This window comes from Acinetobacter sp. ANC 5600, assembly GCF_002018395.1.
Classification (GTDB): Bacteria; Pseudomonadota; Gammaproteobacteria; order Pseudomonadales; family Moraxellaceae; genus Acinetobacter; species Acinetobacter amyesii.
On the sequence record NZ_MVKW01000005.1, the window covers coordinates 142,086 to 167,894 of the forward strand.

At 40.0% G+C, this 25,809-nt stretch carries 27 protein-coding genes; 9 read left to right on the forward strand and 18 right to left on the reverse strand.

Going from position 1 to position 25,809, the window contains the following annotated elements:
• Positions 1–184: 184 nt before the first annotated feature.
• From tusD to B1201_RS12570, 4 genes are read left to right on the forward strand one after another with little or no spacing between them, the layout of a single operon-like run.
• Positions 185–553 carry a sulfurtransferase complex subunit TusD gene (tusD, locus tag B1201_RS12555; RefSeq protein ID WP_078190984.1) on the forward strand — a complete coding sequence of 123 codons (369 nt, stop codon included), beginning with the start codon at positions 185–187 and terminating at the stop codon, positions 551–553.
• Between the two features lie 45 nt (positions 554–598).
• Positions 599–949: a hypothetical protein gene (locus tag B1201_RS12560; protein ID WP_078193833.1), complete on the forward strand. Its 351-nt coding sequence runs from the start codon at positions 599–601 to the stop codon at positions 947–949.
• A gap of 13 nt (positions 950–962) precedes the next feature.
• Positions 963–1,250 (forward strand): DsrH/TusB family sulfur metabolism protein, encoded by a 288-nt coding sequence (locus B1201_RS12565; protein WP_078193834.1) that lies wholly within the window; start codon positions 963–965, stop codon positions 1,248–1,250.
• Positions 1,251–1,298: 48 nt separating this feature from the next.
• Entirely contained in the window at positions 1,299–1,610 is a 312-nt protein-coding gene (locus tag B1201_RS12570; protein ID WP_078190987.1) for a TusE/DsrC/DsvC family sulfur relay protein, read from the forward strand.
• Between the two features lie 82 nt (positions 1,611–1,692).
• On the opposite strand, the gene B1201_RS12575 is transcribed toward B1201_RS12570, so the two are convergent.
• Positions 1,693–2,172, reverse strand: coding sequence for a winged helix-turn-helix transcriptional regulator (locus B1201_RS12575; RefSeq protein WP_078193889.1), 480 nt, complete (start codon positions 2,170–2,172; stop codon positions 1,693–1,695).
• A gap of 149 nt (positions 2,173–2,321) precedes the next feature.
• Positions 2,322–3,221, reverse strand: a complete 900-nt coding sequence (locus B1201_RS12580; RefSeq protein WP_078193835.1) for a LysR family transcriptional regulator — start codon at positions 3,219–3,221, stop codon at positions 2,322–2,324.
• A 97-nt stretch (positions 3,222–3,318) separates the two neighbouring features.
• Between B1201_RS12580 and B1201_RS12585 the strand changes: the two genes are divergently transcribed.
• Positions 3,319–3,771 carry a CidA/LrgA family protein gene (locus tag B1201_RS12585; RefSeq protein WP_078193836.1) on the forward strand — a complete coding sequence of 151 codons (453 nt, stop codon included), beginning with the start codon at positions 3,319–3,321 and terminating at the stop codon, positions 3,769–3,771.
• On the forward strand, positions 3,768–4,478 hold the full coding sequence (locus tag B1201_RS12590; RefSeq protein WP_171263798.1) for an LrgB family protein: 711 nt from the start codon (positions 3,768–3,770) through the stop codon (positions 4,476–4,478). Before B1201_RS12585 ends, B1201_RS12590 begins: the two co-directional genes overlap by 4 nt.
• Before the next feature lie 64 nt (positions 4,479–4,542).
• On the opposite strand, the gene B1201_RS12595 is transcribed toward B1201_RS12590, so the two are convergent.
• From B1201_RS12595 to B1201_RS12665, 15 genes are all read right to left on the reverse strand, one after another.
• Entirely contained in the window at positions 4,543–5,289 is a 747-nt protein-coding gene (locus B1201_RS12595) for an adenosylcobinamide-GDP ribazoletransferase (RefSeq protein ID WP_078193837.1), read from the reverse strand.
• Positions 5,286–5,909 carry a histidine phosphatase family protein gene (locus tag B1201_RS12600; protein ID WP_078193838.1) on the reverse strand — a complete coding sequence of 208 codons (624 nt, stop codon included), beginning with the start codon at positions 5,907–5,909 and terminating at the stop codon, positions 5,286–5,288. The genes B1201_RS12595 and B1201_RS12600 overlap by 4 nt, the downstream gene beginning before the upstream one ends.
• Positions 5,910–6,962, reverse strand: a complete 1,053-nt coding sequence (cobT, locus tag B1201_RS12605) for a nicotinate-nucleotide--dimethylbenzimidazole phosphoribosyltransferase (protein ID WP_078193839.1) — start codon at positions 6,960–6,962, stop codon at positions 5,910–5,912. It lies immediately after the preceding gene.
• Positions 6,959–7,480 carry a bifunctional adenosylcobinamide kinase/adenosylcobinamide-phosphate guanylyltransferase gene (gene cobU / locus B1201_RS12610; protein ID WP_078193840.1) on the reverse strand — a complete coding sequence of 174 codons (522 nt, stop codon included), beginning with the start codon at positions 7,478–7,480 and terminating at the stop codon, positions 6,959–6,961. Before cobU ends, cobT begins: the two co-directional genes overlap by 4 nt.
• Positions 7,477–8,151 carry a 2'-5' RNA ligase family protein gene (locus B1201_RS12615; protein ID WP_078193841.1) on the reverse strand — a complete coding sequence of 225 codons (675 nt, stop codon included), beginning with the start codon at positions 8,149–8,151 and terminating at the stop codon, positions 7,477–7,479. Before B1201_RS12615 ends, cobU begins: the two co-directional genes overlap by 4 nt.
• Positions 8,152–8,341: 190 nt before the next feature.
• Positions 8,342–10,513 carry a bifunctional mannitol-1-phosphate dehydrogenase/phosphatase gene (gene mtlD / locus B1201_RS12620; RefSeq protein ID WP_078193842.1) on the reverse strand — a complete coding sequence of 724 codons (2,172 nt, stop codon included), beginning with the start codon at positions 10,511–10,513 and terminating at the stop codon, positions 8,342–8,344.
• A gap of 235 nt (positions 10,514–10,748) precedes the next feature.
• Complete coding sequence (locus B1201_RS12625) at positions 10,749–11,969, reverse strand: MFS transporter (protein ID WP_078193843.1); 1,221 nt, start codon at positions 11,967–11,969, stop codon at positions 10,749–10,751.
• 111 nt (positions 11,970–12,080) lie between these two features.
• On the reverse strand, positions 12,081–14,348 hold the full coding sequence (locus B1201_RS12630) for a TonB-dependent receptor (protein WP_078193844.1): 2,268 nt from the start codon (positions 14,346–14,348) through the stop codon (positions 12,081–12,083).
• 15 nt (positions 14,349–14,363) lie between these two features.
• Positions 14,364–15,635, reverse strand: a complete 1,272-nt coding sequence (locus B1201_RS12635; RefSeq protein ID WP_078193845.1) for an MFS transporter — start codon at positions 15,633–15,635, stop codon at positions 14,364–14,366.
• Entirely contained in the window at positions 15,611–16,003 is a 393-nt protein-coding gene (locus B1201_RS12640) for a hypothetical protein (protein WP_078190999.1), read from the reverse strand. Before B1201_RS12640 ends, B1201_RS12635 begins: the two co-directional genes overlap by 25 nt.
• A complete protein-coding gene (locus B1201_RS12645) occupies positions 16,000–16,632 on the reverse strand; it encodes a GNAT family N-acetyltransferase (protein ID WP_078193846.1) in 633 nt (210 codons plus the stop codon). The genes B1201_RS12640 and B1201_RS12645 overlap by 4 nt, the downstream gene beginning before the upstream one ends.
• A 54-nt stretch (positions 16,633–16,686) precedes the next feature.
• A complete protein-coding gene (locus tag B1201_RS12650; protein WP_078193847.1) occupies positions 16,687–18,522 on the reverse strand; it encodes an IucA/IucC family protein in 1,836 nt (611 codons plus the stop codon).
• Positions 18,522–19,979: a lysine N(6)-hydroxylase/L-ornithine N(5)-oxygenase family protein gene (locus B1201_RS12655; RefSeq protein WP_078193891.1), complete on the reverse strand. Its 1,458-nt coding sequence runs from the start codon at positions 19,977–19,979 to the stop codon at positions 18,522–18,524. Before B1201_RS12655 ends, B1201_RS12650 begins: the two co-directional genes overlap by 1 nt.
• Complete coding sequence (locus tag B1201_RS12660; protein ID WP_078193848.1) at positions 19,972–21,756, reverse strand: IucA/IucC family protein; 1,785 nt, start codon at positions 21,754–21,756, stop codon at positions 19,972–19,974. The genes B1201_RS12655 and B1201_RS12660 overlap by 8 nt, the downstream gene beginning before the upstream one ends.
• Positions 21,757–22,341: 585 nt before the next feature.
• Positions 22,342–22,611, reverse strand: a complete 270-nt coding sequence (locus B1201_RS12665; protein ID WP_078193849.1) for a hypothetical protein — start codon at positions 22,609–22,611, stop codon at positions 22,342–22,344.
• A 353-nt stretch (positions 22,612–22,964) separates the two neighbouring features.
• Here B1201_RS12665 and B1201_RS12670 point away from each other — a divergent pair, with 353 nt between their 5' ends.
• The gene (locus B1201_RS12670; protein WP_078193850.1) at positions 22,965–23,456 is read left to right on the forward strand and encodes a hypothetical protein; all 492 of its coding nucleotides are present in this window, start codon (positions 22,965–22,967) and stop codon (positions 23,454–23,456) included.
• 111 nt (positions 23,457–23,567) lie between these two features.
• On the opposite strand, the gene ybaK is transcribed toward B1201_RS12670, so the two are convergent.
• Positions 23,568–24,035: a Cys-tRNA(Pro) deacylase gene (gene ybaK, locus B1201_RS12675; RefSeq protein ID WP_078193851.1), complete on the reverse strand. Its 468-nt coding sequence runs from the start codon at positions 24,033–24,035 to the stop codon at positions 23,568–23,570.
• Positions 24,036–24,189: 154 nt separating this feature from the next.
• Between ybaK and B1201_RS12680 the strand changes: the two genes are divergently transcribed.
• Both B1201_RS12680 and B1201_RS12685 read left to right on the forward strand, forming a co-directional pair.
• Positions 24,190–25,083, forward strand: coding sequence for an acyl-CoA thioesterase (locus B1201_RS12680; RefSeq protein WP_078193852.1), 894 nt, complete (start codon positions 24,190–24,192; stop codon positions 25,081–25,083).
• 90 nt (positions 25,084–25,173) lie between these two features.
• A complete protein-coding gene (locus B1201_RS12685) occupies positions 25,174–25,809 on the forward strand; it encodes a CDP-alcohol phosphatidyltransferase family protein (protein WP_078193853.1) in 636 nt (211 codons plus the stop codon).

Consider the following 25,809-nt stretch of genomic DNA (forward strand, 5'->3'; position numbering starts at 1 on the left):
CCAAATAAGCCAGAAGTTATACCAATCGTTCTATTTGAAGAAAAATTTGCAATGGCAGTGCTGCCTAAATAAGCAAAACTTTGCAAATGTTCAGATCATTGAGTAAATCATTGTATACTAGCTTTTTCTTCTGAACTCAGAACAAACTGTCGATCTAGACCGTTTATTCATTTAGTGAATTTCGATGAGTACTCTATTACTAATTACCTCCTCACCCACTTCGATATTGGCTTGGCATGCTTTGGGTCTTGCCCAAGCGCTGAAGCAGAAAGGCGAAAACTTTCGGGTTTTTTTCTATCAAGATGGTGTAAATGTGGCAAATGCTCTGCAATGGGTGCCAGATGATCAGCGCAAACTCAGTAGTGAATGGCAAAAACTCGGCATTCGTTTACCTGTTTGCGTAAGTGCAGCGCTCGCACGTGGGATCACAGATCAGGAAAATGCACAGCGTCACAATATTCAGCAACATAATCTAGCTGAGCAATTTGAACTTGTAGGCCTAGGCGAACTTGCTGATGCCGTACAAGCTGCTGACCGTTTATTGCAATTCTAAGTATTTTGATTGCCGCGCATTTGTAGCATTGAAAAGGAAAATTACGTGAAATCTGTACTGGTTGTTTTAACCCATGCAAATCTTGCAAGCTTACAAGTACATGAAAGTCTTTCTGCGACCATGGTGCTTGCAACCTTCGGTTGTGACGTAAAAGTGTTGCTCAAAGATGCTGCGCTGAGCTTACTTCAAGCAGAACAAGAGTTTAGTCAGCTCAAGCATGCATTTAAACTCGCATCCAACATGGTTGATAGCTTTGAATTTTATGATCTCACCCCGATTTATATTGAACAAAAAAATTCACAGCATCCATTTGTGATCAACAGTGAACAAGAACTAGAGTTTGTTCAATTCAATACTGAATTAATTCAACAATTTGATCATGTGTTGTATTGGTAAAAGAGGAATGATGATGTCAAATTCTACGCTGTATTTAGTCCAAGCCAGCTATGCCAATACCCTACAGCACATCCAGCAGTTAGCCAGTTTAATCAATCCTGAAGATGCAATTATCTTGATGGGTGAAGCAGTCTTACATATTGCAGATGAACGAATTCAGCAATTTGGCACATGTTATGTACTTGAAAATGATGCTGAAATTTTAGGTAAAACTATGAATTATAGTCATATGAAAGTGATTGACTATGCCGCTTTTGCTGATCTATGCCTTAGATTTAAAAGATGTATTTCACTCAAATAATTTGAATAAAAGCGATCCATTTCTACAATCTTCTCTTTTGGAATGAATATGAATCTTGAATTAGACCAAGATGGTCATTTGGTGGATTACACTATTTGGAATGAAACTGTTGCCCAAGAACTGGCTAAAAGTTTAGAACTTGAGTTAAGCCCTTGGCATTTTGAAGTTTTACAAGCTGTGCGACAGTTTTATCAACAGTTTGGTCACTCGCCGGCAACTCGCCCACTCATTAAATTTTTAATGAAAACGGTGAGCGCTGATATTAATAATGCAGTGTTACAGGACAAATTTAATACGGGCTTGGTCGCTCGACATTTAAGTCGTTTAGCGGGCATCCCTAAACCTGCAAATTGTTTGTAATTTTAAATCAATCTAAATACCGCTTAGGCTATTTTGGCTAAATGGATGCAAATCAGCATCTTGAAGAAAGCCATAAAACAGCTTAGGCAGGTTTTAATTGATTTAGAGCAATGTAATAGGCTTGGGTAAATATAGGTTTGACCTGTTTGGCTTGAATCGGTTCAGCACAACATGAGCACACTAAAATCGGTTTAAATTTTTGCCCACATACCTGATGCACATATTCAACAGGTGATCCTAAGCCCTGATCCATATATTGATCAGCCCAATGGGTCATAGCTAGAAGGATTGGATACAAGTCTAAGCCTTTTTGAGTCAGCCGATATTCAAAACGTTCCTGACGCTCGACATAAGCAACTTTGGTTAAAATACCTTCTTCAACCAAACGCTTTAATCGGTCGGATAACACATGACGCGTCACACCGAGATTTTGTTGAAAGTCATCAAAACGTCGAATGCCCATAAATGCATTACGGATAATCAACATGGTCCAACGGTCCCCTAGCACTGAAAGTGCACGAGCGATTGAACACGGTTGTTGACCTATATCATCCCATTTCATTTTATGAACCATTAAAAATAACGACCGACACCCAATTTAATTCATGCCTGTTAATTTTGCAAAATCCTTTTCAATAATCTTTGTTGTACAAATCATAAATCCATCTTCATTTCCAATCATTTATTTCATCGGCTTGATCTGCATATGAACTAAAAATGTATTTTGTCTTTATTGTCCTCAATTATTTCTAGCCATGCACGCGTTGCGGGACTCATGGCAACAGTGGTATTCCAGGCCATACTGAGTTTCCAGTCTAGGTTTGGATTTTCTAATTCAGCCATATGGTATTTTGCCGCATCAAGTTGTTCACAATAAATTTTAGGCAGGAGTGCAATCCCGACATTTGAATCTACCATTTTGGCGATGAAGTCCCACTGGCTACTTTTACACACTACATTGGGCTCAAATCCGACGTAATTTGCCGCCTGTATAATGATGTCATTGAGTGTGAAGGTATCGTCATACAATAAAAAAGATTCTTCTTTTAATTCAATCAACGAAACAGTTTTTCGCTTACGCCACTGTGAGTTTTTTTTGGACAATAGACACAAAGGTGACTCCATCACTGGAATACCACTTAACACCGGTTTCAAGTGACCCAAAATAATTCCCACATCGACCTGTTTTTTTAAAATGGCATTTTCAATACCTGTTGCCCCTACCTCAAAAAAGCTCAATTCAATATTAGGGTATTTTTTATGAAACAGCGCGATTAACTGACTAAACATCACCGATGCCAATGGCGGTAAACCTAGAGTCAATTTACCTTGTTTTAAGGCACGAACTTGGGTGACTGTATCAAGCATCCGTTGTTGTTCATTCAATATCACTAAAGCATGCTGATAAATCTGCTCTCCCATATAGGTGAGCTGCGCTTCCCTTTTACGCCCTGCTTCACCTTTATGAAATAAAGGCACGCCGATCTCATCTTCTAACTGACGAATTAATTTACTAATGGTCGGCTGAGTGACAAAAAGCGCTTCTGCTGCATGACTGAAACTCTGTTTTTGTACGATGGTCACAAAAACTTTTAAGCTTTTAATGTCCATTATTATTCCATATAGGCATAATTAATAATTAATTATTCATAATTATACAGGGTATGCACTTTTAAAATAGCGTCATCTCCTATTCTGCTGTTGTCTCATGGATACGTTTCCACAATCTACTTCCAAATTTACCCAGTTTCTCAAGACCTTAGCGCAGCTAAGTTTATTGATATTTATCTGGTGGATTGGCTTTTGCATTCAATCTTGGTTTAACTTGCCGATCTCTGCTGGCGTGATTGGTTTATTGCTGCTATTAGCTGCATTGTTGAGTGGTTTATTTAAAATGCAGTGGGTCAAACAAGGCTCAGATTTTATTTTGGCTGAACTGGTTCTATTCTTTATCCCCTGTGTGGTTGGGTTAATTAAATATCAAGATTTATTACTCAGCTCTGGCTGGCAGTTAATTTTAGCCGTGGTACTGGGTACCGTCTGTGTCATGGTGTTTACAGCATTTACGGTTTATTGGGGCTTTAAACTCGAGGCAAAAATTAAAGCGAAACACCAAACTGCGACAGATCATGATGTCAACACAGCAGGAAAAACCTTATGAACGATTTTGGGTTGAACAGCATCTCTGTATTGTTTTTCGTCCTGACCTTTGTCGGTTATATTTTGGCGAAAAAGCTACATCGTAAGTTACCGTATATGGTTCTTTCCCCTGCACTATTCGTCCCATTTGTGCTGATTATACTCATGCTTTGCTTTCATATTTCATATGACACCTATATGCAAGAAAGCCAATGGATTGTATGGATGCTCGGCCCTGCCACTGTGGCCTTTGCTATTCCCATCTATGAATATCGACAAATTATCCGTCAGCATGCGCTGAGCATTAGTTTGGGCATCGTGATTGGTACGTTAGCAGGGATTATTAGTGCTTTTTATTTGGCACAGTTGTTTCAGTTTGATCAAGAAACGTCTTATAGCTTAATGGCACGTTCCATTTCTACACCCTTTGCCATGGAACTTACCTCGAATATTGGAGGTTCAGTAGAATTGGTGATTCTATTTACCATGATTACTGGGATTGCCGGCGTGGCTATGGCTGACCTAGTTTTGGCTGGGCTTAAATTGCATTCACGCTTTGCACAAGGTGCGGCTCTTGGCAATGCTGCACACGGATTTGGTACAAGTAAAGCATTATCACGTCATAAAGAAGAAGGTGTTGCAGCCTGCTTGAGCATGGTACTTGCTGGAGTATTTATGGTATTGCTTGGGCCATCGCTTATTCATTTAGTCATTTATCTATTGGGATAAATAAAAAGCCCAGTGCAGTCTCTGGGCTTTTTAAATGATGATTTAAACTGTTTCATCTGTAAAACTATACAGCTAAATAATGTATTGCTATGACAAACGCTAAAAGACTCGACACTTCTGTGATTTCAATCGCGGCACCAATTGTATCTCCTGTCACACCACCTATACGCTGAATAAATTTCCATCGCAAATACAATAAAGTACAAATAAATGTAAGAATACTGACCACTCCAGTCCAGCTAAAATACAAACATGCACTTAGGCAGAGTATAAAGACTAGGTATGCCGACTTTCGTGGAATAGTTTCTGCTATCGATGAGCCTAAGCCTTTTTCGCGAACATACTGAGTTGTTAAAAACAAAAATAAAGGGGCTAAACGTCCCAAGACTGGAAATACAATTAATGCCAAATACATTTGCTGTTGTAGCAAAACATAAAGTGCCGACCATTTGAGTAAGCAAATCACGACGAGGCTCAAAACACCGATCGGCCCACATGCAGGGTCTTTCATGATTTTTAGTGTACGCTCGGCATCACCAAAGCCACCGACCCACGCATCTGCCGTATCAGCTAAACCATCTAGATGTAATCCACCTGTGAGCCAAATCCAGACTACAAGCAAAATACTAGTGAGTAAGACGATCGGCAGGCTGTGAAATATAAAAGCAAGCAAGGCGAGAATGCCACCGATCAGCAATCCCACCGCAGGATAAAACAGTAAAGACTGTCCATTTTGCTGTTTCGATGGCATCGCTTTAAGTTGAATCGGAAAAGTCGTGAGAAACTGTAGAGCAATCCAAAAAGGTGTCATTCACTTTGCTCCAAAAGACGAATATTTGTACGATTTTGCACAATGAATGAATTTAATTGTCCCAATTCGGCAGTCATTTTTAATAAATCATCTAAGTGACTTTGCTGTGCCATACATTTTAATAATTTAATCACGCCGCCATGGGAAACAAATAAAACGCGGTGCCAATGATGCTGTTGAGCCTGCAAGACTAACTCATCTAGACCGCTTAATATCCGATGTTGAAATTGCTGAAGACTTTCTGCATTCGGTGGCGTAAATGTGCTGGGACTTTGCCAAAACTGTGCGAGTAACTCTGGAGTGTTTTCATAGATATGCTTGGTTGATACCGCTTCCCAGTCGCCAAAATGCATTTCTTGAAACTTCGCATTTTCAAACATTGGACATTTAAGTTGTTGAGACAAATCTAAAGCAAATAAACGGCAGCGCTGTAAGTCAGAAGTGATGATGACATCCCAGCTCGCTAAACCGTGTGTATGTATGACGTTCAATACATCATCTATGGTCTGCTGCATCTGCTGCCAACCTTTTTGCGTCAAAGCATCATCTGTAGAGCCACGTAAGGTATGGCTTAGTTCAGTCTCACCATGACGCAATATATCTAAACGGAAATGTTCCATTTAAACTTTTTCACCAATCACAGCAGCTTGTGCGAAAGTTGCCATGTTGTTATGTAAGCGACATGCCAAACGAATTAAACCCAATGCCGCACCGGCACCGCTACCTTCACCTAAACGTAAATTCAATTTCAAAAGTGGTTCAGCTTCAAGGGCTTGGAGTAAACGTTGGTGCCCATATTCAGCCGATTGATGACCAAAAAGCATCCACTCACGTACAGCAGGATTTAAACGAACAGCGACCAAGGCAGAAACCGTACTAATAAATCCATCCACGACCATTGCCAGACCCAATTGTGCACAGCGAATGTATGCTCCAACCATCGCGGCAATTTCCAAACCACCTACGGCACATAGGGCTTTAAAGACATCTTGGCCGACATAGTCCTGATGTAAAGCCAAGGCCTGATCAATCACTTGTTTCTTATGTGCCAATTGTTCAGCACGAATACCCGTACCAACACCTGTCAATTTTTCGGCCGGCTCATTAAATAAAAAACATGCAACAGCAGAAGCAGAACAGGTATTGCCAATGCCCATTTCCCCTGCGACATAAATTGACGCACCTGCAGCGATAGCATCTTCAACACTTTTACGACCAAGATTCATCGCTTCAATACATTGTGATTCGGTCATCGCAACAGTTTTAGCAAAATTTGCTGTACCCGCTGCAATACAGTAACGCTCTACCCCTGCATATTCATAAGCGTCACCTACCGAACCACAGTCAATCACTTGTAGTTTGGCTTGATACTCACGTGCAATGACACTAATACATGCACCACCGGTCGTGAAGTTTTGTAGCATTTGGCGTGTGACAACTTGTGGGTAGGCCGAAATATTTTCTTCCATCACGCCATGATCACCTGCAAAGATGGTAATCCATGGGAAATCGATATTGGGCTGATCTGTGTTTTGTAATGATGCAAGTTGCACCGCTACATTTTCAAGTTCTGAAAGCGAGCCCGTAGGTTTAGTTAGCTGTAACTGGTGATTTACCGCCTGTTGCTTTGCTTCGATACTCGGATTTTGACAGGGTTCTTGCCACCAGTTCATGCTTTATCTCCTTTTAAGATTATTGGAAAACCTGCAACACAAAACACCACATGGTCAGCAATTTGACCAATTTGTTGATGTAAGCGCCCAGATTCATCGACGAATTTTCGACTGATTTGTCCCATGGGAACAACGCCTAGTCCAGTTTCGTTACTGACTAAAATAATGTCTGACTTTAATGTCGGTAGCACCGTAAGTAATTTTTGGCATTGTTGCTGTTGAAAGTCTGCTTGTTCATGCATCAATAAATTACTCATCCACAGTGTTAAACAATCGATAAGAATGGTTTGATGCGCTTGGTCTATTTCAACTAAGCGATCGGCTAAATACAAAGGCTCTTCAATCAGCCTCCAATGCTCTGGGCGGTCGGCTTGATGATGCTGAATTCGCTCCTGCATTTCCTCATCATAGGCTTGTGCTGTAGCCACATAGATGACGGCTTGAGCACTTTCTTTGGCTTTTTGTTCTGCAAGTCGGCTCTTACCTGAACGTGCCCCACCCAAAATGAAATGAATCATGACTGTGCCATCTCTATATTTTGTCTAAACTGATGTTGATAATAAGGACTTAATGCCCCTTGTAGTACTTGAGCCTGATAATGACCAAAAGTCAGTTGCTCGCTTTCAAAATCAAAGCTGTGCTGTTCAATTTGTTGGATTCTTTCAAAAATATCATCGCTATTCCATGCCTGTTTATACAAGCCTAATGTGATATGCGGACAATATTCGATTGGTGCAATTTCATTCGAAGTTAAATTCAAAGCTTGACGGAGATGCTCTAACTTATGTTCTACATCCACAATTTCAATAAACAGCGCGCTTTGAAAGCTATTGATCTGACCGGTACATAACCGAATATTAGATAGCGATAACTGTCGAAGTTGTTGTTGGTGCAGTGCCAATTCATCTGCTGAGAAATTATCATTCCATCGTTGTTCAACATGATCGATTAATTGGGTTTTATTCAGCTCTTGAAAAAAACCACAAATAAACACGGTAATATGAAATTGGCGCGTATTCGGCGTGTATAAAAGATCTGAAAACTGCGCTCGAAGTGCTGTGAGATATGCCAATAATTCAGGATCCTGTATTTCTATATACCACAAAGCATAGTGCTGACGACCTTGATGCCAATCGGGATAATCCTGATTGAGCGTAGGTACGACTTGCGTTGAAGGTTTTAGAAACACAGATAAATCACTTTAAATTTAATCCGCTTTATTAAAGCATGAATCAAAACAGACTTTGCCCAATTTTGATTTAGTAATATTCATTTAAAGCTGAAATTCATTCATCTAAAGCATCTTTGTAAGAAAAAAATGCCGAGTCATACTCAGCATTTTGATTCAATATATATTGCGCACAGATAAGCATTATATTTTAGGCAAATTTCGCAGTATCTTTCTGATCTTGCGTTACAGCATGGTTTTTCCAAGATGTAAACTGCTCTGTGGACTGTTCAGCATATTGCTGCAACTGTACCATTACATTGGCCTCAATCTGTTCGATCCGTTGCAGTTGTTCAAGCTCGTTTGTCTTTTTCAGTTCTGAAAATTGCAACTGGATAAAGTTGATAGCCTGATCCATCGAACATTGATTAACACTCACGGCATACATCAAACCATAGACAATACCTTGCTGTAGGTGCGTTGTCTCCAGTCCATATTTCACATTGGTCACCAACGAGCCCAACACTCGTTCATTAATTGCAAGTTTACGTAAAGGATCTCGTGCCACACGCGCACATGGATCTTTATACGCATGTTCACAAGAGTTTATAAAGCTTTCTGCCAGTCGTGTTAAATCAAAAGCACGATTTGGTAAGCGCAGTGCTAAACCAGCCTTCACCTCGTCAATGAGTTCATGCATAAATTGATCAACACGATGATCTGCAAGTGCCACACCTATGGTTTGATGATTGAACAGTGCAGATTGCCAAGCCAACATGGCATGTACGCCATTCCATAAGCGATTTTTGATTAGCTGAATATCTTCAATATGATCGACCAAAATCATTTGACGCATTTTTTCTAACAAAGGACTGTTATTTTCTACATAGATCGGCATGTCAGATTCTGCGTTAAATAAAATTAAATCCATGCTTTGCAGTATATGACTTGGGTGGAAATTTCGGCGCATATCCTCAACATATAAAGTGGCTTGACGTTCCTGATCAGGATTTAATTTCGTCGCATCTTCTAAGTCTAATTGAGCATCCACTTCAACTTCATCTAATTGAAATTGTTTAAAAATATTATATTTTATACGGAGCTGACGATATAAGTTTTGGTCACTTAACTTAGATACCATGCGGTTGACCACGGTATCGCAAAAATAGTGTTGTTGCATGATTTTCTCTGCAACGACCGCCCCTGCAAGCTCAGTTAAAGCCTGTTTTAAATGTGTCATTAATAAATGTTTTGCCCCAACTTTGTTCAAAATGATGAGCATCGTTAGGGGTTCGATGGCTTTTTCATCATGTGCAATATGTCGTGCATACAGGCCTTGTGCAATGGTTTTGGCCTCTTCTGCAATCGCTTTTTCAGGCAAACAGATGGCAACCAAACTCGACTCTGTGTACATCTCTTGCATCTGCTGAATATTTTCAGCATCAATGACTGCCATGTTTTCAATGCGTTCGTCATAAGACAATTGACCATAGCGAATACAATATGTACCAAATGCATTGACTGCAGAGCGATATAAAGGGTTACGTGTCGAAGCATAAATTTTTTTCGGGCGAGTATAACCATCCCAATGCGACAAAATTTGTGCTAAATAACCACCACCAATCGCCCCAAAACCATGAATACCAACAGTGAGCTGATTAAGGGTTTGTGGAAAAGCCTCTTGCACATGCGGCATCTCTAAATGCGCAGTGAACGGGTCAAGTTCCGTCAAACAGTCATACATACATTCATAATAATATTTGGCTTTGGACAGCATGTTTTGATTGGGCGATTTAATATCTTTAAACAGTACGGTAATACCGCCAGCGTCAAAGGCCGAAGTCACACCATTTTCCGAGTCTTCAAACATCAAACAATCAGCAGGATTTAAATTCAGCTTTGCGGCAGCACGCATAAATATTTCAGGATGTGGCTTACCATTTTCAACTTCATCACCGCAAACCAAGACATCAAAAAACTTATACACATTGGCATTGATGAGATATTCTTCTGCGATTGCACGGCGACTCGATGTTGCCACGGCCATCCTCAGTCCTGACTTGCGTAAGCGTTCTAATACTTGAACCAAACCTTTTTTGATCGGTACACCAAACTGACGAACATGCTCCAACTCTAATTCATCTGCGCGTTTGCGAATATCTGCGTATGGAATGTTTTCATCATATTCGGCTTGGGCCAATCGATGCGCGCTTTGTGCACTTAGCCCCAAACAATTCATCAGATATGATTCGGAAAACTCAACACCGGTCAATTCAAGAGATGCCTGTTTCAATGTTTGAAACCGTAAACGTTCAGTATCAAACATTGTTCCATCCATATCAAAAATGGCGCCCAGAACCAAATCATTATTAAATTTAAGCATTTAACCTCCGTTATTTTTTATGTGAAAAGAATAACGGAGAAAACTATTGATTCAGTACTTTGAGAATTAATGAAACAATTGTGATTATTTTTTAATCAAAGTGCTTGCTTTAAACATCTATTTTGTAAGATCAATCACCGATCAAGTAACATCATGTAATCAAAGCCCACTATTGTCAGGATAGTCCTATCTTCACACCGACCTATTGAAGTAAGTATACAAGTCTCTGCATATTTCACTCAGTTACTCGCTTCACGGTTTGAGTTTTGATTTGAAATAAAAAGAATACGATTAAACCAAGCATCACTAAAAATAAAAAATAATACGGAAATTCTTTGTGCCATTGATATAAACCCGTACTAATCAGTGGCCCAACAACAAAGCTCAAAGCCTGAGTGGCTGTACACCAACTTGCCACCTTGGTCTGTAACGCACTGGGCGCCGTTTGCGCTGCACCCGTTGTAAATGCAGGGATTAAACACGCAACCGATATACCATATAACAGGTACGTGGCTTGAAATATCCGTAATTCATTGGTGAAAACCGAAATCAGCAAGGCTACTGCCATGCTAAACAGCCCAACCCACAGTAAGCGATATACGGACCAATTTAAATATTTAGAAATCAGCGTTTGCATAACCACCAAAGCGATACCCACGACGAGAGAACACTCTGCAAAATGCACTGCACCCTCTGCAGCAGTCATATTAAAGCGGTCTTGAATATAAAACCCTGCCGTTAAATTAACGGTCACGATGGCAAGATAGAGACTGAATCCCAACATTAACCATGGATAGCATTGCTGAATGCTCAAATCCGTAGATGGTGACTCATGCTTTTCAGTTACTGACTTTTCAACGCTATGCTGTTCTGTATGTCGGTCAAAGCTGAATACCAAGACCACAGAAATCAACGCTAAAATAATAATTGCTGCCCACAGTGGCGTCATAATTCCACCAAAGCCCAACAGTAAGGTTGTTAGAAATGGCCCTATGATTACGCCTGCACTGTTTAATGCACCAAATTTTGACATCGCTTGTGAACGCTGCTGCTCATTGCTAAAACGGGTCATCACATAAGTTTGCAAGGCAATCTGTGGCATCGCCATAAATACCCCAGTCGCTGCGCGTGACAACATTAATAAACTAAATAGCAGCAACATCCCTATATGAACAGTAAGGCCATACATCAACACGGCTGTAAATAACCCCCATGTCACAGCCATGCCCACAAAACCGATACTCAACAGTTGATATATCGAAAACTTGGATTGATTTTTTGAAATGTAAATGGCACCGATGGCCATCAGCAGCGCACCGACGGAAACCATCGCGCCACCTTGTAGCTCAGTAAGTTTTAACTCACGAACCAATGGCGCCAACAGCGGCAATATCATCGAGAAACTTGCACCATTGGCAAGACTGGCGGCAATAAACAGTTTGTTATTTCGATCCATTATTTTTGTTATCCATTTTTAATGGCTACGTTATAAACAATAGAGGTGACTTAAGCCACCTCTATTTTGTAAGTCACGATACCGTGCTTTAAACCTGATTCAGGCTTTAAATCAGTATTTCACCGTATAACTTAAACCGTAGGTGCGACCTTGAGCCGCTAGGCTAGAAATTGGGCCATAGACAGTTTCAACCGACTGACTGTATACCGACTTATAATCCGTATTCCACACGTTGTAGACACCAAAGCCCACATTACCCGGTCCTACTTTTGCATTGGCAATCACGTCCATCGTTGCAAAGCCTTTAATTGACGCTGCTGGAGCAGATCCATATTTCACAGCGTCTTTTTGGGCTTTGTCTGTACCGCCAATCGCTAAAGCTTGAACACGTAGGCTCATGTCATTATCAAATTGCCACTCTGAAAATGCTGTACCTTTTAAAGGTGCTACACGAATGGCATCCAATTCTTGCCAGTCACCTTGGGTATTTTTAAATTGGCCCGTGGTATATGCAACTGTGCCGCCAACCGTCCAATTCGGTTGAACTTCATAACTGGCATTGGCTTCGACACCATAGATACGTTCATCGGTATCAATAACATCAATGGTGTAATTCGGCGCACCGAATTTCAGGCTCTTGTCTGAGTCATTATAAAAAGCCGTCACACCGGCATTTAAACCACCGGCATTTTGTACACGCCAACCGAGCTCATAGTTATTGACTTTAATCGGGTCAATGGTTTGGCTATTAATCACAGAATTTGCTGGCACATCACGCAGCATACGTTGCACATCGGGCAAGTTTGAACCTTGTGAGAAATTGGCAAACACTTGCTGTGCATCTGTTAAGTGATACACCGCGCCAACATTAAACAGCGTTGCATCATGTTTTACTTTGCCGCCATTCAGTGTTTTCGCCACATAGCCTGGGGTTAAATCTGCAGTAATGGCTTCCATATAAGGCACAGATGAATCGACATCACTCTCTACCCGCTCATGGCGAATGCCGGCTTGTAAGCCAAGACGGTCGGTTAATTCATATTGCGCTTGGGCAAATACGCCAAGTTTTTCTGTTTCAACATCTGGGCCAAAGGCATAGTAGTTAAACGGCTGATAACTCAGACCATTACTTTGAATAAATGTAGCACTGTCATACATTTGGATATTTTGTTGATCTTTTTCATTTTCATAGTCCACACCATAGGTTAGCCCCAGTTCACGACCATTTAAGTTAAGATCTTTTTGTAGTGCAACACGTGCGCCTAACACATCAATATCGGTTTCTGACTGATACACCAAGAAGAGTTCAGGGGCCATTTGACGTGCAGATGGGAACCAACGTGCCTTTTCATTTCGATAATACGTTTCAGCGTTTAGACGATGCCCTAAAATATCCTGATTTTCATATTGTGCATTGATGCTATAACGTTCAGTTTGTGGTTGTTCAGCAAGTTGTAAACCTTTTGCCGCATTTAATGACAACGGCAGCTTGCCACCCACGGGCTGTGAGCGCAGCGCATTTAAATTTGGACCATAGTCAGGGCCATAGTCACTATCTTGCTCATCATTATAATATTGCGCACCGAAACTCAGCGTTTGACCATCGGCAATTTTCCAACTGACACGACCATTTAAATCTAAAGTATCGGTATCTTGACGGTCAGTTTGCGCAATTTCAGGCCCAATACGGTTGCCATGACTATCTTGTATTTCACCACGTTTGGTATAGCTTGCACCTAAAGTTCCGCGTAAATTGCCTTGATTAAAATTCATGGTTTGTGCAGCTTCATAAGCCAGCGCATCAGACTTAAAGTTATTACCAGAAGTGACACCGACTTTTGTTTCAAAACTCAGCGGTTCCGATCCACCACGTTTGGTGATGATATTGATAATACCGCCTGTTGCACCTGAACCATAAATACTACTTGCACCTGAGACCACTTCAATTCGTTCAATCATCGACGGGCTAATACTCGCCAGTTGTCGAGATCCATCTCGATATCCCGTTTGCGGCACACCATCAATCATGTATTGCACCACACGTCCACGCATGGTCATCCCATAGTTAGACGTTGTACCACTTGATGGAGTCAGTGATGGCACCAATAAACCGACAATATCAGCTGTGCTTTTACCTGCATTGGCTTGTTTTTCAATTTCTTCTTTAGGAATGCTGTACACCGTACCCGCAATATCGGCAATGCTTTTCGCAGAACGGGTTGCCGTCACGACAATCGGGGCCATTTTAGTGGCTTCTGCAGTTTGCGTTTCGACCGCAGTATTTTGTGCAGTGTCTGTCGTAACGTCTTGTGCATAAAGCTGAGTGCAAATTGCAAGGCTGAGACACGTCAGTTGCATTGGTAGAGCTAAACGTTTCATATTCTTTTCCATTTCTTAGAGTTCCGATTGAGTCGGAAGAGTTTGAGTTTTTAAATTTTGTGTTTTTAAAACAATGCGTTGACTAAGTAAGACACTGATTACTGAGCCGATTGCCAATACCAAGTAAAAATGTCCATAGCCTAATGATTTTGCGAGAAAGCCTGAAAATGCGCCGCCAATGAAGTAAACGAGCAATTCAAAGCACACTAATATAGTGAAATCGGTACCCGCCTGTTCTTTAGAACTGGTCTGCATGAAATAGGCATAAAGTGATGTCATGGCGATATAACGAATGGCTAGCATCAGCACGACAAATAGACCTAAAAGCAGATGCCATTGATTCAACCACCCCAATACAACGGCTGCCCCAATGACGGCATATAGCAATGTACGTAACCATCCTGCCCAGACCAACAATTGCGTTGCTTTGATTTTTTTCAGCAATACAGCTGCACTAACGGCTGCAATCAGACCGACACCGGCCCCCACCACAGACATCAACACCCCAATCTGAGACAGTGACCATTTTTGATCGATCAACATGGGATTGAGCATCGCCATTGCGGGTGCTTCAACCACGCGATAACAAACAATGAGTAGCAAGGCCCAACGAATCTCTGGTCGTTTAAACGCTTGTCGTAGGCTTGGTTTGGCTTTGGCAAGTTGAGTTTCTGGTTCTTCTTGAATAAAAAACACAGCAAACATGGTTAAAAATGTCAGCAGCGCTAAAGTTGTGAGCGCTGACTGCCAACCCCAATATTGGTAAATCCATAAAGTCGCAGCGCCACCGAGCATACTACCGACGGCCACCCCAATACTTTGTGCCATACTGCCCAGACGGTAATTGCCTTCGGTAAATTTCTCTACGGTATAACCATCAATCGCAATATCTTGCGTTGCCGCAAACGTTGAAATCCATAAACCAACGATGACAAATAAAGTCAGCCCATAAGAAAACTGCGTAAAGGCTAAAACCAGTACCCCCAGTACCAATGCGATTTGCGTAAACAACAGCCATGTTTTACGTTTACCGAGTTTTTTGACATAGAGCTGATCGATCCAAGGCGCCCAAAAAAACTTGAATGCCCATGGAATGTAAAGCAGCGATAACATGCCAATCCAGCGTAAATCTACCCCTTGATGTCGTAAAATGGCAGGCAAAGCCACATTGTAAAAATACAAAGGCAATGCATGTGCTAAGTACAAAATGATCACGACGCTCAAACTCAGGACTGAAATTTGAGATGGTGAAATTGCATGATTTAATTTTCTTGAGTGTTGTTGCATATCCACCTCTGCACTGCCCATTGCAGCGCATCAGACTGTTCTAATGAAACGTAATAAGGCACACGCCACGCTGCATGCAGGGCGGGTGTGTTTAAACGTTTGAAGTCATCTGGATCTTGCGCAATACGCACCAGACCCAAACAATATTGAAAAAAGAGATGTTTAAACTTCTTGTACCAAACGGCCTGTATTTGCCGATATTCTTCAGGAAAAGTTGTTCCCTCAGCCGTTTGCATAACCAAAACAAAGGGCTGACTTTTCAGAAAAAAGCGCTCAACTTGAGTCAACCATTGTTCAAACTCTTCCACTGAAACATGCGCTGAAAAGCGCATGTCCAGTATGTGCATGTGGGTGCAGCGATAACTCATGACACCGCCTTAGCTAATTGCTGATGCTGAAATGCCTTGGAGTCGTTTAAGTAATGACCAAATTTTGCATAAAAAGTTTCTCTAAAGCAGTAATACAACATGGCGGTCTTTTCAGGCATTGGGATTAGGCGCTGTGCTTCATAGCACATGTCTTCAACCACAACGGCATAAGGTTTCACACTATGATCAGGTTCTCCCACAATCTTGGCTGATGCGGCATTTTCAAAGATATAAAAGCTCAATAAACGCATGACAGGACGTAAATAGCCTTTACCAAAAACGGACTTTTCACCAAATAACAAATGCCAACCTAGATCTAGCTCGTCACCGTCGTAGTACAAACCTAATCGATCCCGTTTTCCCTCGTAAATCTCTGTGTAGCCCACATCTTTACCGTTTACCCCTACGATCAAAATTCGGTGATGATCATCTGCCAGCATTTTTTCGTAATACACTTTTAGTTCAGTTTCTGACTTATTGAGTTGCCACTGTGGAATCACATGCGGTTCATGCATCCATTTATGAACCAAAGCCATATCTTGTGGATATTGCATTTGTCGTAAGTAGTATTGCGTCTCATTCTCATAGTATTCATAAAAATCAGGTAGTTGTCGTGATAACGTTGTCATGATCTCGTCCTTTAAGTTTGTTTAATATTTTCTGTTCTTAGCTCAAAAATCTGCTTATGACGCAATACGGTTGGTTGTCATTTTCTGCTTAGCAATATGCAGTTGTTTCGCCCACTGATTTAAAGTTTTTGGACTTACAGGGTTTGCAATTGGATCTAAAAATACAGGTACTGGTCGTTCTGCTTCGTCGTTATAACTGGTGGTAAACAGTCGTACTCGGTTCAGACAAATTTTCTCGAAACGTGGACGGAACATACTGAATTTTTCAATACGATCTGCCAAATCAGGATGCGCCTGATGAAATTCATCGATCACGCTGGAGATGGTCTGCCAAAATTCAAGTTCTGTATGCTCTGGATAATCTTCAAGGAAGACATTACAGATATAGCGGTAATGCACTATGAATAAACCTGTAAAGATAAAGTGACTAAGTTCTTCAGCAGGATGGCGCAGTAAAATTTGCCCTTCAGGTGGTAAATTTTCGAGTTCAGGAAAATCTTCATCAACTAAATTGACATCATCAATAAAGTCCTTCAGCACCATTTTTTTCGGTAAGCCATTTTCATGGATCAACATGGTGTTTTCACCGTGCGGAGAAAAAGCTAAACCATATTTGTATAAGCAAATTAGTAGCGGTGTTACACAAACTTCGGCAAATCGTTTCAGCCATTGCAAAGGCGTCAAACCTGAAGCCTGAATCAACACGGATAAAATAGATTGACCGTTTATGTCTCGATGTAACAATGCGGCTTGGGAAAGTGCCATCTCATGTTCACCAATACATGGCTCTACACTTTCACGCCATAAGCAACCAAACAATTCTTTAAATTGATAAGGCGCACCCTCTATCTGATCAAAACACGGCTGCTGTAAAGTGAGACTTGCGACTTCACCCAAAAATGCTACCTGTGTTTTTTGCAGGTCTGCATCATGACGTTGTAAGTCCTTCAGCCAAGCGGTCACCGCAGGTGCAGCCAAATTTCGTTTTGAAGGCAAACCTCGATAGACCGCCGTATTAAAGATACTGACGGGTAACTTCACATAATGCCGTTCAGGATGACTGGTATTGCATAAGGTACGAATTGATTGCATTGGCACATAATCATCTTGTCCAATGTCCAGCTCTACAATGCGCTGATCGACGATTTCATTGGCATAGGTCGGGATTAACCACTGATGCCACTGCCATGCATGTACAGGAATAAAGTAATACTCAGCAGCATCTAAGGCTTTGTCCGCCAATTGCTGTTGAAAATCGTGTAATTGTCCTGAGTCTAATTCATGGCGATATAAGCTTTGCGCATCCCAAGCCTCGGTAGAACGAAACTTAGCTAAATCACGATGAACAGCTAACCACAGAACTTTAACCGTTGGAGAAATCTCTGGTGCTGAGCTTAAATAATCATCATAGCCAAAGCCCATACGGCCTTTACTCATAATGAGCCAAGGGTGTCCACGCAACATGCCTTCAATTTGATAGTGTGGCGCTGACAAGACAGCCTGACTCAGTAATCTTTGCTCATCGAAAACATGTGCTTCAGCCAACCATGTATTGTTCATCTCTTTAATCAAATAGGCCTTGGTAAAAGGTTTCACTTCAGCTTGATTTGAAAATGCACGGATAAATTCATGCAGATTCCATGCAGGCTCTGTTGTCGATTCACTTAAATCTCGAACGCTCCCTTCAACAATACGCCAGTGCCCAAGCAGAAACTGAGTCGCTTCAAATTGATACGTTTTGTCATCTAGTTTAAGTTGCCAAGTGTTATTTTCCACTTGCTGAATCTGAATAATTTCTTCATATAAAAATTCAGCAATCGCCATTTCAATCAGTCTTTGTCCTGCACGGCGCCACTGCGTTTGATTTATCTGTAATTTTGCAAATGTCATTATAATTTCTCGAGTTTAACCGCATTCTGTTCTTGCTTATTCGGCATAGTCGTATTGCGGTTCATTGCATAGTTGGCAATGGTTTTTTTTACGGATAAAGATCTTTGGATATTGGTTGGCGCTGATTTCTTCACAATGCCCATACTGTGCATTTCAGTATTTTCACTGGGTGAAAAATGTTGGAAACTTTGTGCTTGATCGCCTAAATCGTATAAGTCAAAACCCAATAATTGATTGGCAATGACCGCTGCACGGTGAGCACCCAGCCCTAAATCTGGTGTTCCTACGCCGTGGCTGTGCATTTCCTGATTTTGAACAAAAATTTCACCGACAGCGTCATGCTGTACGCGGTAGTCCTGACTAATTTTCCAGCGACCGAATTCATCACATTGAATCAGTGGTTTTAGATATTTGAGATATTGCCACTCTGGACTGTGATATCCCGTTGAAGCCACGACAAAGTCCGCATCTAGATAGAATTGTTCTGCCGTGACTTTATGCTGAAACTGCAAACGGATGCCCGCACCATGAGGCTCGGCATCGACCAAACCCACCTGAGCATGTAAATGCGTCTGTTGAATATTTTGACCAATACTCCGGTGATACAGTTTTTGGTAAATATCACGGATGGTTTTTGCACTGATGCCCTTATATAACAAACTTTGTTGCTTCAATAGTTCGGCTTTATTTTCAGGACTTAGTTGATAAAAATGCGTAGTATAATCCGGACTAAAATGCTCTAAACCAAGCGGCGCATATTCCATCGGGAAAAACCCATTAGAACGGGTCAGCCAATGCAATTTAAACTGCGCTGTTGTCGTCTGATCCTGCAAATATTGACGATCAAACAGATCCATAAAAACTTCGGCCGAAGACTGGCCTGATCCCAGTACAACTACATTACCTTTCAAGTGATTTAACGCTGCATTGCAATAATTTGCAGAATGTAAGCAGCGCTCCGGATATTGCTGTTGTATGTCTTTTAGACACTGTGGTAAATGCGGAACATTCCCCGAACCAATGACCAAATTTCGGCATTGATAACGTCTAAAACGTCCATCTTGCTCAACCATGACTTCAAAGCCTTGCTCTTGGGCATAAATGGCTTTTACGGTTGATTGATATTGAATATGCTCTAGTTGGTCTGCAACCCACTGACAATAATGATTATATTCACGTCTAGGAATCTGAGCTTGTTCTAAAAAATAGAATTTATATAAACGCTGCTGTGCCTTTAAATAGTTTAAAAAACTAAAAGGACTGGTTGGATCAACCATGGAAACCAGATCGGCCATGAACGGCACTTGCAATACTGTATTGGGCAATTGCATACCCGCATGCCAGTCGAACTGTGGTTTCTTTTCAAAAAATTGATATTGCAAATGATTTTGCTTATGTAGCAAACTCGCCAAACTAAGGTTAAATGGCCCTAAGCCTATCCCAATAAAATCAAGCATATTGCACATCCTTCTGTTCCACACATAAAGGATTTGGCAACTGTACATAAATCGATTGCTGATCGACTGGGGCAATCAATTCATCCAGCTCATACAAGCGTGTCAACAGATTGCCCTTATACGGCAAGGTTGGCTGATACAGTAATGAATGAATCAATGAACTCTCTGGATAAGCCTGATATAAGTCCAACAGTTCATTTTGCAATATCGATATCAACACTTGCTCTGTGACATATCCAGTTGCACCAATTGCATTGATAATGCCGAATAAAGTATTACCAAAGAAATAATAGCTAAAGCGCTCATCGACAAAGGCTTTTGAACCCACGGCATGCGCTTTTTCTTCCAACTCTGGAAACGCTGTTAAGACTTCACCTGCAAGTTCTTCAATATAGTAAAAGCCTTGATTGTCACGCAGCCATAGATATTTAGGCATTGCATGTTCAAGCTCAAGTAAGACATTTTGCTGATGTGATTCAAAGGCCATTCCGTATTGATGGTACAAATACATTAATGGTTTTAGACTGATAGCTAAGAATTGTTTAAACCAATTGATCGCAATGGCGCTTTGATCAAGTTCAGGTTGTTGTTTTTCGATTTGTTCAAATAAGGCATTAAAACGGCTTTTCGGCTGTGCAGGATGCTCTTGGCACAATGACGCAATACAACTTACCTGCTGCTTTTCACTGAAAGGCTGATCACGGAAGATGCAAATAGTTTCATCGACTATTTCATCATCTATGCTCAATGCCATCCACGCAGGATCATTCACCGCTTTGAGCGTTGGGCATTGTTGTAAAATACGTTCACCGAGACTTGAATGCCAAAGTCGATGGGTCATTTCACCACGGTGGCATTCTTTGGCAAGGTTGACTCGGATTGAATTGGTGATCATTACGGAAAGTGATGGTTTTAACATCCACGGCGCTGCAAAACTTGCCATAGTCCGTACCGAAGTTGTTGGTGAAAATGCCCAACCTTTCTCGCCAAAATCGATAATTTTTAATTTGGTTTTTAAGCTCTTAAACCATGCTTTTGACTGTAAATAACGTGCTTGCCAAGGATGCAAAGGCAATAACTTATAATGTGAATAGGCATTCAGTAGTGCTTGATCAGTTTCTGATAAATGCCATTGCAATTCGCTTTTCAATTGCGCTGATATAGCTTGATCTAGGGCAGAACCTTCTTGAATATATTCTGGAGCCACCAACCAATAATGCAGTTGGCTGAGACCTTTGGCTTCTGGCGAATACCTTTCCCAATCTTCATGCACAAAACCGACCCGACTTTTCGGTGCAGGATGCATGCTGTGCCCTAAAATTAAAGCTTGTTCCGATTCAATGAAACTTTGTTCAGCTTGGACCAAAGCCTCAAAATCATGTTCACGCAGTGTCAAAAATTGAGTTAGCGCTTCACGACTTTCGATCCAACGCTCTAATAATGATGAAGCATCCAGTGTATGACCTGACTCTTGTACGAGCTGTTCAAGTAATAAACTCGCTATCGCGGTGATACTAAATGACTGTTTCTGTCCTTTATTAAAAACGTATGGGAGATCTGCAAGACGATGTCTACCAACAAGGCTGACATAAGATAGTGGTACAAATAACTGTGATTGTATGCAATCTAAGGGGATGCATAACAACGTCAAGCCTTGGCTAAACGTCAATTGTGATGAATTCTGTTGATACTTTTCCAGCAAAATACCTTTACCGGTTTCTTGTGAGTATGCATTGACAAGATGCTGCATCGCCAAGCGATTTGCAAGCTCTTTCATCTGACCATATCCTCTATTTTTAAGCTTTTCCAAGCTTTGTCATGTAATTGTGTTTCTTTAACTGTGCAAGTAATGCTTAGTACGCTGGCCAGCGTGAAACTATGTTAATGATAATCATTATTATTAATAATTGCATTTTTGTGAAGATTTGCTACAGGATTGCAAATTTGGTCTTATCTCTATGTATTTAAAAATTAATTTTTTTAATATGAACTTTTCTGTTTTTATTTATACAATTTTCTGAAATGGAACTAAATGATAATTTTCTCATTTAGCATTGAACAAATAAATCATATTGCTTATTTTTTAGCCGAATTATCACATTGTGCAACTTAAACTAAAAACCCATGTCTTTTACATGGGTTTTTATATTCTGCTTTTAACCAAGCTTTTATTTAAATCAAGGAACGAAATGTGCAGTTAAATTTTAATCATTGAAGACTTTAACTAACACCATACTGGCCATACATCCTTATTGCCAATTAGCATGTATTTCATAACAAACACCTACTGATTTCTGATCAATATCTTCTATTCAGACTGGTTATACAGCATGAATTATGTACTCCAATGATTTGGTTGAAATCAATCAATTGATTTAACAACCCAATCCAAAAACTTGTGCTTATCAAAAAAGTCTGGCGCAGCATTCGCAAATATACTTTTTTCTCTGTTGTTAAAGATTCCTTTGTAATAAAAAGACCTATCTGCGGTAAATTTTGAGTCATCCCCTTCATGCAATTCTCTAAAGAAGATCGATAACTGCATAAATCGACTTTTAGATGCTAAACTGTGTTTTTCTAATACAAAATTATAGATTTGCTCAATAATCGCTTTCGAATTTGAATAAGGCATTTTGTTGTCTCTTAATTTGATCACACTTTCAAATTACAGCTTTTAAATTAAAATACAACTGTTTTAGTCGGATTTTAAATACCTATTTTTTATAAGTATTTTTATAATTAAACACCTTTAAGTGCTATTAATGAATCAACCTCTAAACATGAAGTTTTACTAAATTCTACTTCTGCAACTTCATGCATTTTCGTTATTCAAAGCTAAAGAAACAACAAAAGTGTAGTCTTAGCTAGAACTTCCAAATTAAAAATAATCAGTTGGAGTGAATTGATCAGTATTAATATGCACAAAATACGTATTAACCAAGATTAAAATGTTAAAAGTTTTAGCTGAACAAGGACTTCACCTAGATGTATATCAAAATTTTAAAGTTTATAAGTATTCTCATTTTTAGCAGTATTTTAACAACAGGATGTAAATCTTCACCGTCTCCTCAGCAAGAATTAGATGTACAGGCAAATTTTTTCCCGTCTATGTTGAGAATTGATGGAAATCTCTTTGCCCTTGCTAATCAAACACCTCCTAATGATTTAACTATAGAATTATTTAAATCAACACTACTCAAAGCAACTTTGTTAAGAAAATACGAAGCTGAGGCAAAAAACAATTTTAGTTTAGAAAAAAATAGAAATCCAATTGAGCTGAATTCAATGTGTTTGATGACTAAATTTCTTCTAAATAAATCATATATTCAAAAAGCTAATCTCAATCCTGAATTTTATGAAGATATTTACGGCTGGATTAAAACAAAGAATAGTTCTTGGGAAAACTTACTTAAAGAGACTAAACCCGGAGAGTTCGAATATTCATGTGTGATTTCTCCTTCAAATATCCCCAATTAAGATGTGACATCGAACCAAAAAGCCGCTTAATGCGGCTTTTGTTATTTTATAGATTGTGAAGTGGAAGGTATTCCCTCTAAATTCACTTAAATTTAAGTAGTCAAACCGCACTTAAACATCTATCACATCAGCAAAGTTTGCACCCAAAACTTTTGCTAAATCTTCGGGTTTTAAACCAATATCCAAACCACGCTTACCACCACTCACATAGATTTTAACTAAGTTCTGTGCAGAAGCATCGATCACAGTTTTTAAGCGTTTTTTCTGTCCAACTGGACTAATACCACCAACCAAATAACCGGTTAAACGCTCTGCATCTTTTGGGTCAGCCATTTTGAGTTTTTTACAGCCAAATGCTGTGGCTACTTTTTTCAAATTTAGCTGATATTCAACTGGCAATACGGCAACAAAGTAATTTTTATCGTCCGTAACCATCAAGGTTTTAAAGACTTCTTCGACCGTTAAACCAAGTTTTTCCGCAGCTTCTAAACCAAAACTTTTTGCTTCTGGGTCATGGTCATATTCATGAATTGTAAAGTCGATTTTATTAGATTTTAAGAGTTTACATGCAGGTGTCATTGCTTTTTCGTCATTCCATTCGGACAACTAGGAAAACTCGATTATAAGCCTATTCTAGAAAGACCGGCGAACACTTTTATATTTTTCATTAACATGACTTGTGCAATAAGTTTGAGTTGAATACATTTAAATAAAGCAAAAATTTCAAAAAAATATGACAACGCTGACTCAAGACCTCATCCAATTATTATCTGTAGTGCCCAAAGATCAGTGCTACTTTTTGGTACAGAGCAAACCTCTGTTTGGTGACCATATTTTTGGTGGGCAATTACTTGCTCAGAGCATAGTCAGTGCATCCTTTACCTGCACACTCCCACTCCACTCTTTACATGCCAACTTTATTTCTGCGGGTCTTGCAAATCATCCCGTATTATTTAAAGTCGAAAATTTACGTGATAGCCATAGTTTTTCTACACGACAAGTGACCGCCATACAGCATGGCAAACCAATATATATGGTGATGTTGTCCTATATGAAAAACGAAACGGGTATGGAGTATCAAATACCCGAACCAGATCTGATCCAACAGTTTCCACCAAGTATGCTCAAAGAGGAGCAATTCTATAAATCGCAAATCCAATCATCTATTTCACCTGAATATCTGGCCACATTTTTACAGCCTTTTCAGCTTATATCTAAACCGATTGAATACGTGCTGACAGATTTTCCACCGTCCGGTCAAGCTTCTGTCTTAAATCAAAATCAATATGCAGAATATTTAAAACTCCATGATGCCTTGGATGCACAATTTGACCAACTTCATATACATCAGGCCATTGCAGCATATTATTCAGACTATAATTTATATTCTGCGGCGCTCAAAACACATGGTTTAAATTATCTGTCTCCTGAAATCATCGCAACCAGCCTTGATCATTCGATGTATTTTCATCATACCTTTCGGGTGGATGATTGGGTTTTCTATGACATGAATACCACCCGAACCTCCCAATCACGTGGGCTTAGTCATGGGCAAATGTGGCAAGATGGAAAATTAGTCGCAAGTACTACACAAGAAAATTTAATGCGTTATACAGGCGAATCGTGAGGCCTGTGACAATCTTTAACATTCAAATTCTTGTTAAGTTAAGCATCAAGCGTATAAAATTCATGCAAATCATACCGCTATAACAATAATATGCCTTCGATCTACCAACTTAAACCTGCATTTCAAAACCTACTTCGACCTTTGGTTAAATCACTTCAGCATCTTGGTATTACAGCAAATCAAGTAACACTACTAGCAATGTTCATTTCGCTAGCTGTGGCATTTTTTATGTATATCTATTTCTCTCACAACGGTATTGGCATTTTACTGTTGATTTTCCCCGTGTGGATGCTTATTCGAATGGGCTTCAATGCCATAGATGGCATGCTGGCACGTGAGTTCAACCAACAATCCAAACTCGGTGCTTTTTATAATGAATTATGTGATGTGATTTCTGACTCAGCACTCTATTTTAGTTTAATTTGCTTTGCTTTTATTCAAGCTGAATTACTTATTTTAACCTGTTTTCTCGCCATACTTGCTGAATATACAGGTGTGATGGCGCCATTAGTGGGTCAAGAACGTCGCTACGATGGTCCAATGGGAAAAAGTGACCGTGCTTTTGTATTTAGTATCATCTGTATAGTGATCGTGACTTCTTCTATATTTAACTTCGGTTTAAATACATTGTCTCTTATTTGCAATAGTATTTTGATTATTATCATCTTTTTATTATTTATCACGATTTATAACCGCATTAAAAATAGCATTATCAACCCACAATAA

What these genes read in the sequence shown, in the direction of transcription:
- tusD (WP_078190984.1), top strand. Translation starts at nt 185, where the DNA reads ATGAGTACTCTATTACTAATTACCTCCTCACCCACTTCGATATTGGCT.
- B1201_RS12565 (WP_078193834.1), top strand. Translation starts at nt 963, where the DNA reads ATGTCAAATTCTACGCTGTATTTAGTCCAAGCCAGCTATGCCAATACC.
- B1201_RS12570 (WP_078190987.1), top strand. Translation starts at nt 1,299, where the DNA reads ATGAATCTTGAATTAGACCAAGATGGTCATTTGGTGGATTACACTATT.
- B1201_RS12575 (WP_078193889.1), bottom strand. Translation starts at nt 2,172, where the DNA reads ATGAAATGGGATGATATAGGTCAACAACCGTGTTCAATCGCTCGTGCA.
- B1201_RS12580 (WP_078193835.1), bottom strand. Translation starts at nt 3,221, where the DNA reads ATGGACATTAAAAGCTTAAAAGTTTTTGTGACCATCGTACAAAAACAG.
- B1201_RS12585 (WP_078193836.1), top strand. Translation starts at nt 3,319, where the DNA reads ATGGATACGTTTCCACAATCTACTTCCAAATTTACCCAGTTTCTCAAG.
- B1201_RS12590 (WP_171263798.1), top strand. Translation starts at nt 3,768, where the DNA reads ATGAACGATTTTGGGTTGAACAGCATCTCTGTATTGTTTTTCGTCCTG.
- B1201_RS12595 (WP_078193837.1), bottom strand. Translation starts at nt 5,289, where the DNA reads ATGACACCTTTTTGGATTGCTCTACAGTTTCTCACGACTTTTCCGATT.
- B1201_RS12600 (WP_078193838.1), bottom strand. Translation starts at nt 5,909, where the DNA reads ATGGAACATTTCCGTTTAGATATATTGCGTCATGGTGAGACTGAACTA.
- cobT (WP_078193839.1), bottom strand. Translation starts at nt 6,962, where the DNA reads ATGAACTGGTGGCAAGAACCCTGTCAAAATCCGAGTATCGAAGCAAAG.
- cobU (WP_078193840.1), bottom strand. Translation starts at nt 7,480, where the DNA reads ATGATTCATTTCATTTTGGGTGGGGCACGTTCAGGTAAGAGCCGACTT.
- mtlD (WP_078193842.1), bottom strand. Translation starts at nt 10,513, where the DNA reads ATGCTTAAATTTAATAATGATTTGGTTCTGGGCGCCATTTTTGATATG.
- B1201_RS12625 (WP_078193843.1), bottom strand. Translation starts at nt 11,969, where the DNA reads ATGGATCGAAATAACAAACTGTTTATTGCCGCCAGTCTTGCCAATGGT.
- B1201_RS12630 (WP_078193844.1), bottom strand. Translation starts at nt 14,348, where the DNA reads ATGAAACGTTTAGCTCTACCAATGCAACTGACGTGTCTCAGCCTTGCA.
- B1201_RS12635 (WP_078193845.1), bottom strand. Translation starts at nt 15,635, where the DNA reads ATGCAACAACACTCAAGAAAATTAAATCATGCAATTTCACCATCTCAA.
- B1201_RS12640 (WP_078190999.1), bottom strand. Translation starts at nt 16,003, where the DNA reads ATGAGTTATCGCTGCACCCACATGCACATACTGGACATGCGCTTTTCA.
- B1201_RS12645 (WP_078193846.1), bottom strand. Translation starts at nt 16,632, where the DNA reads ATGACAACGTTATCACGACAACTACCTGATTTTTATGAATACTATGAG.
- B1201_RS12650 (WP_078193847.1), bottom strand. Translation starts at nt 18,522, where the DNA reads ATGACATTTGCAAAATTACAGATAAATCAAACGCAGTGGCGCCGTGCA.
- B1201_RS12655 (WP_078193891.1), bottom strand. Translation starts at nt 19,979, where the DNA reads ATGCTTGATTTTATTGGGATAGGCTTAGGGCCATTTAACCTTAGTTTG.
- B1201_RS12660 (WP_078193848.1), bottom strand. Translation starts at nt 21,756, where the DNA reads ATGAAAGAGCTTGCAAATCGCTTGGCGATGCAGCATCTTGTCAATGCA.
- B1201_RS12665 (WP_078193849.1), bottom strand. Translation starts at nt 22,611, where the DNA reads ATGCCTTATTCAAATTCGAAAGCGATTATTGAGCAAATCTATAATTTT.
- B1201_RS12670 (WP_078193850.1), top strand. Translation starts at nt 22,965, where the DNA reads ATGTATATCAAAATTTTAAAGTTTATAAGTATTCTCATTTTTAGCAGT.
- ybaK (WP_078193851.1), bottom strand. Translation starts at nt 24,035, where the DNA reads ATGACACCTGCATGTAAACTCTTAAAATCTAATAAAATCGACTTTACA.
- B1201_RS12680 (WP_078193852.1), top strand. Translation starts at nt 24,190, where the DNA reads ATGACAACGCTGACTCAAGACCTCATCCAATTATTATCTGTAGTGCCC.
- B1201_RS12685 (WP_078193853.1), top strand. Translation starts at nt 25,174, where the DNA reads ATGCCTTCGATCTACCAACTTAAACCTGCATTTCAAAACCTACTTCGA.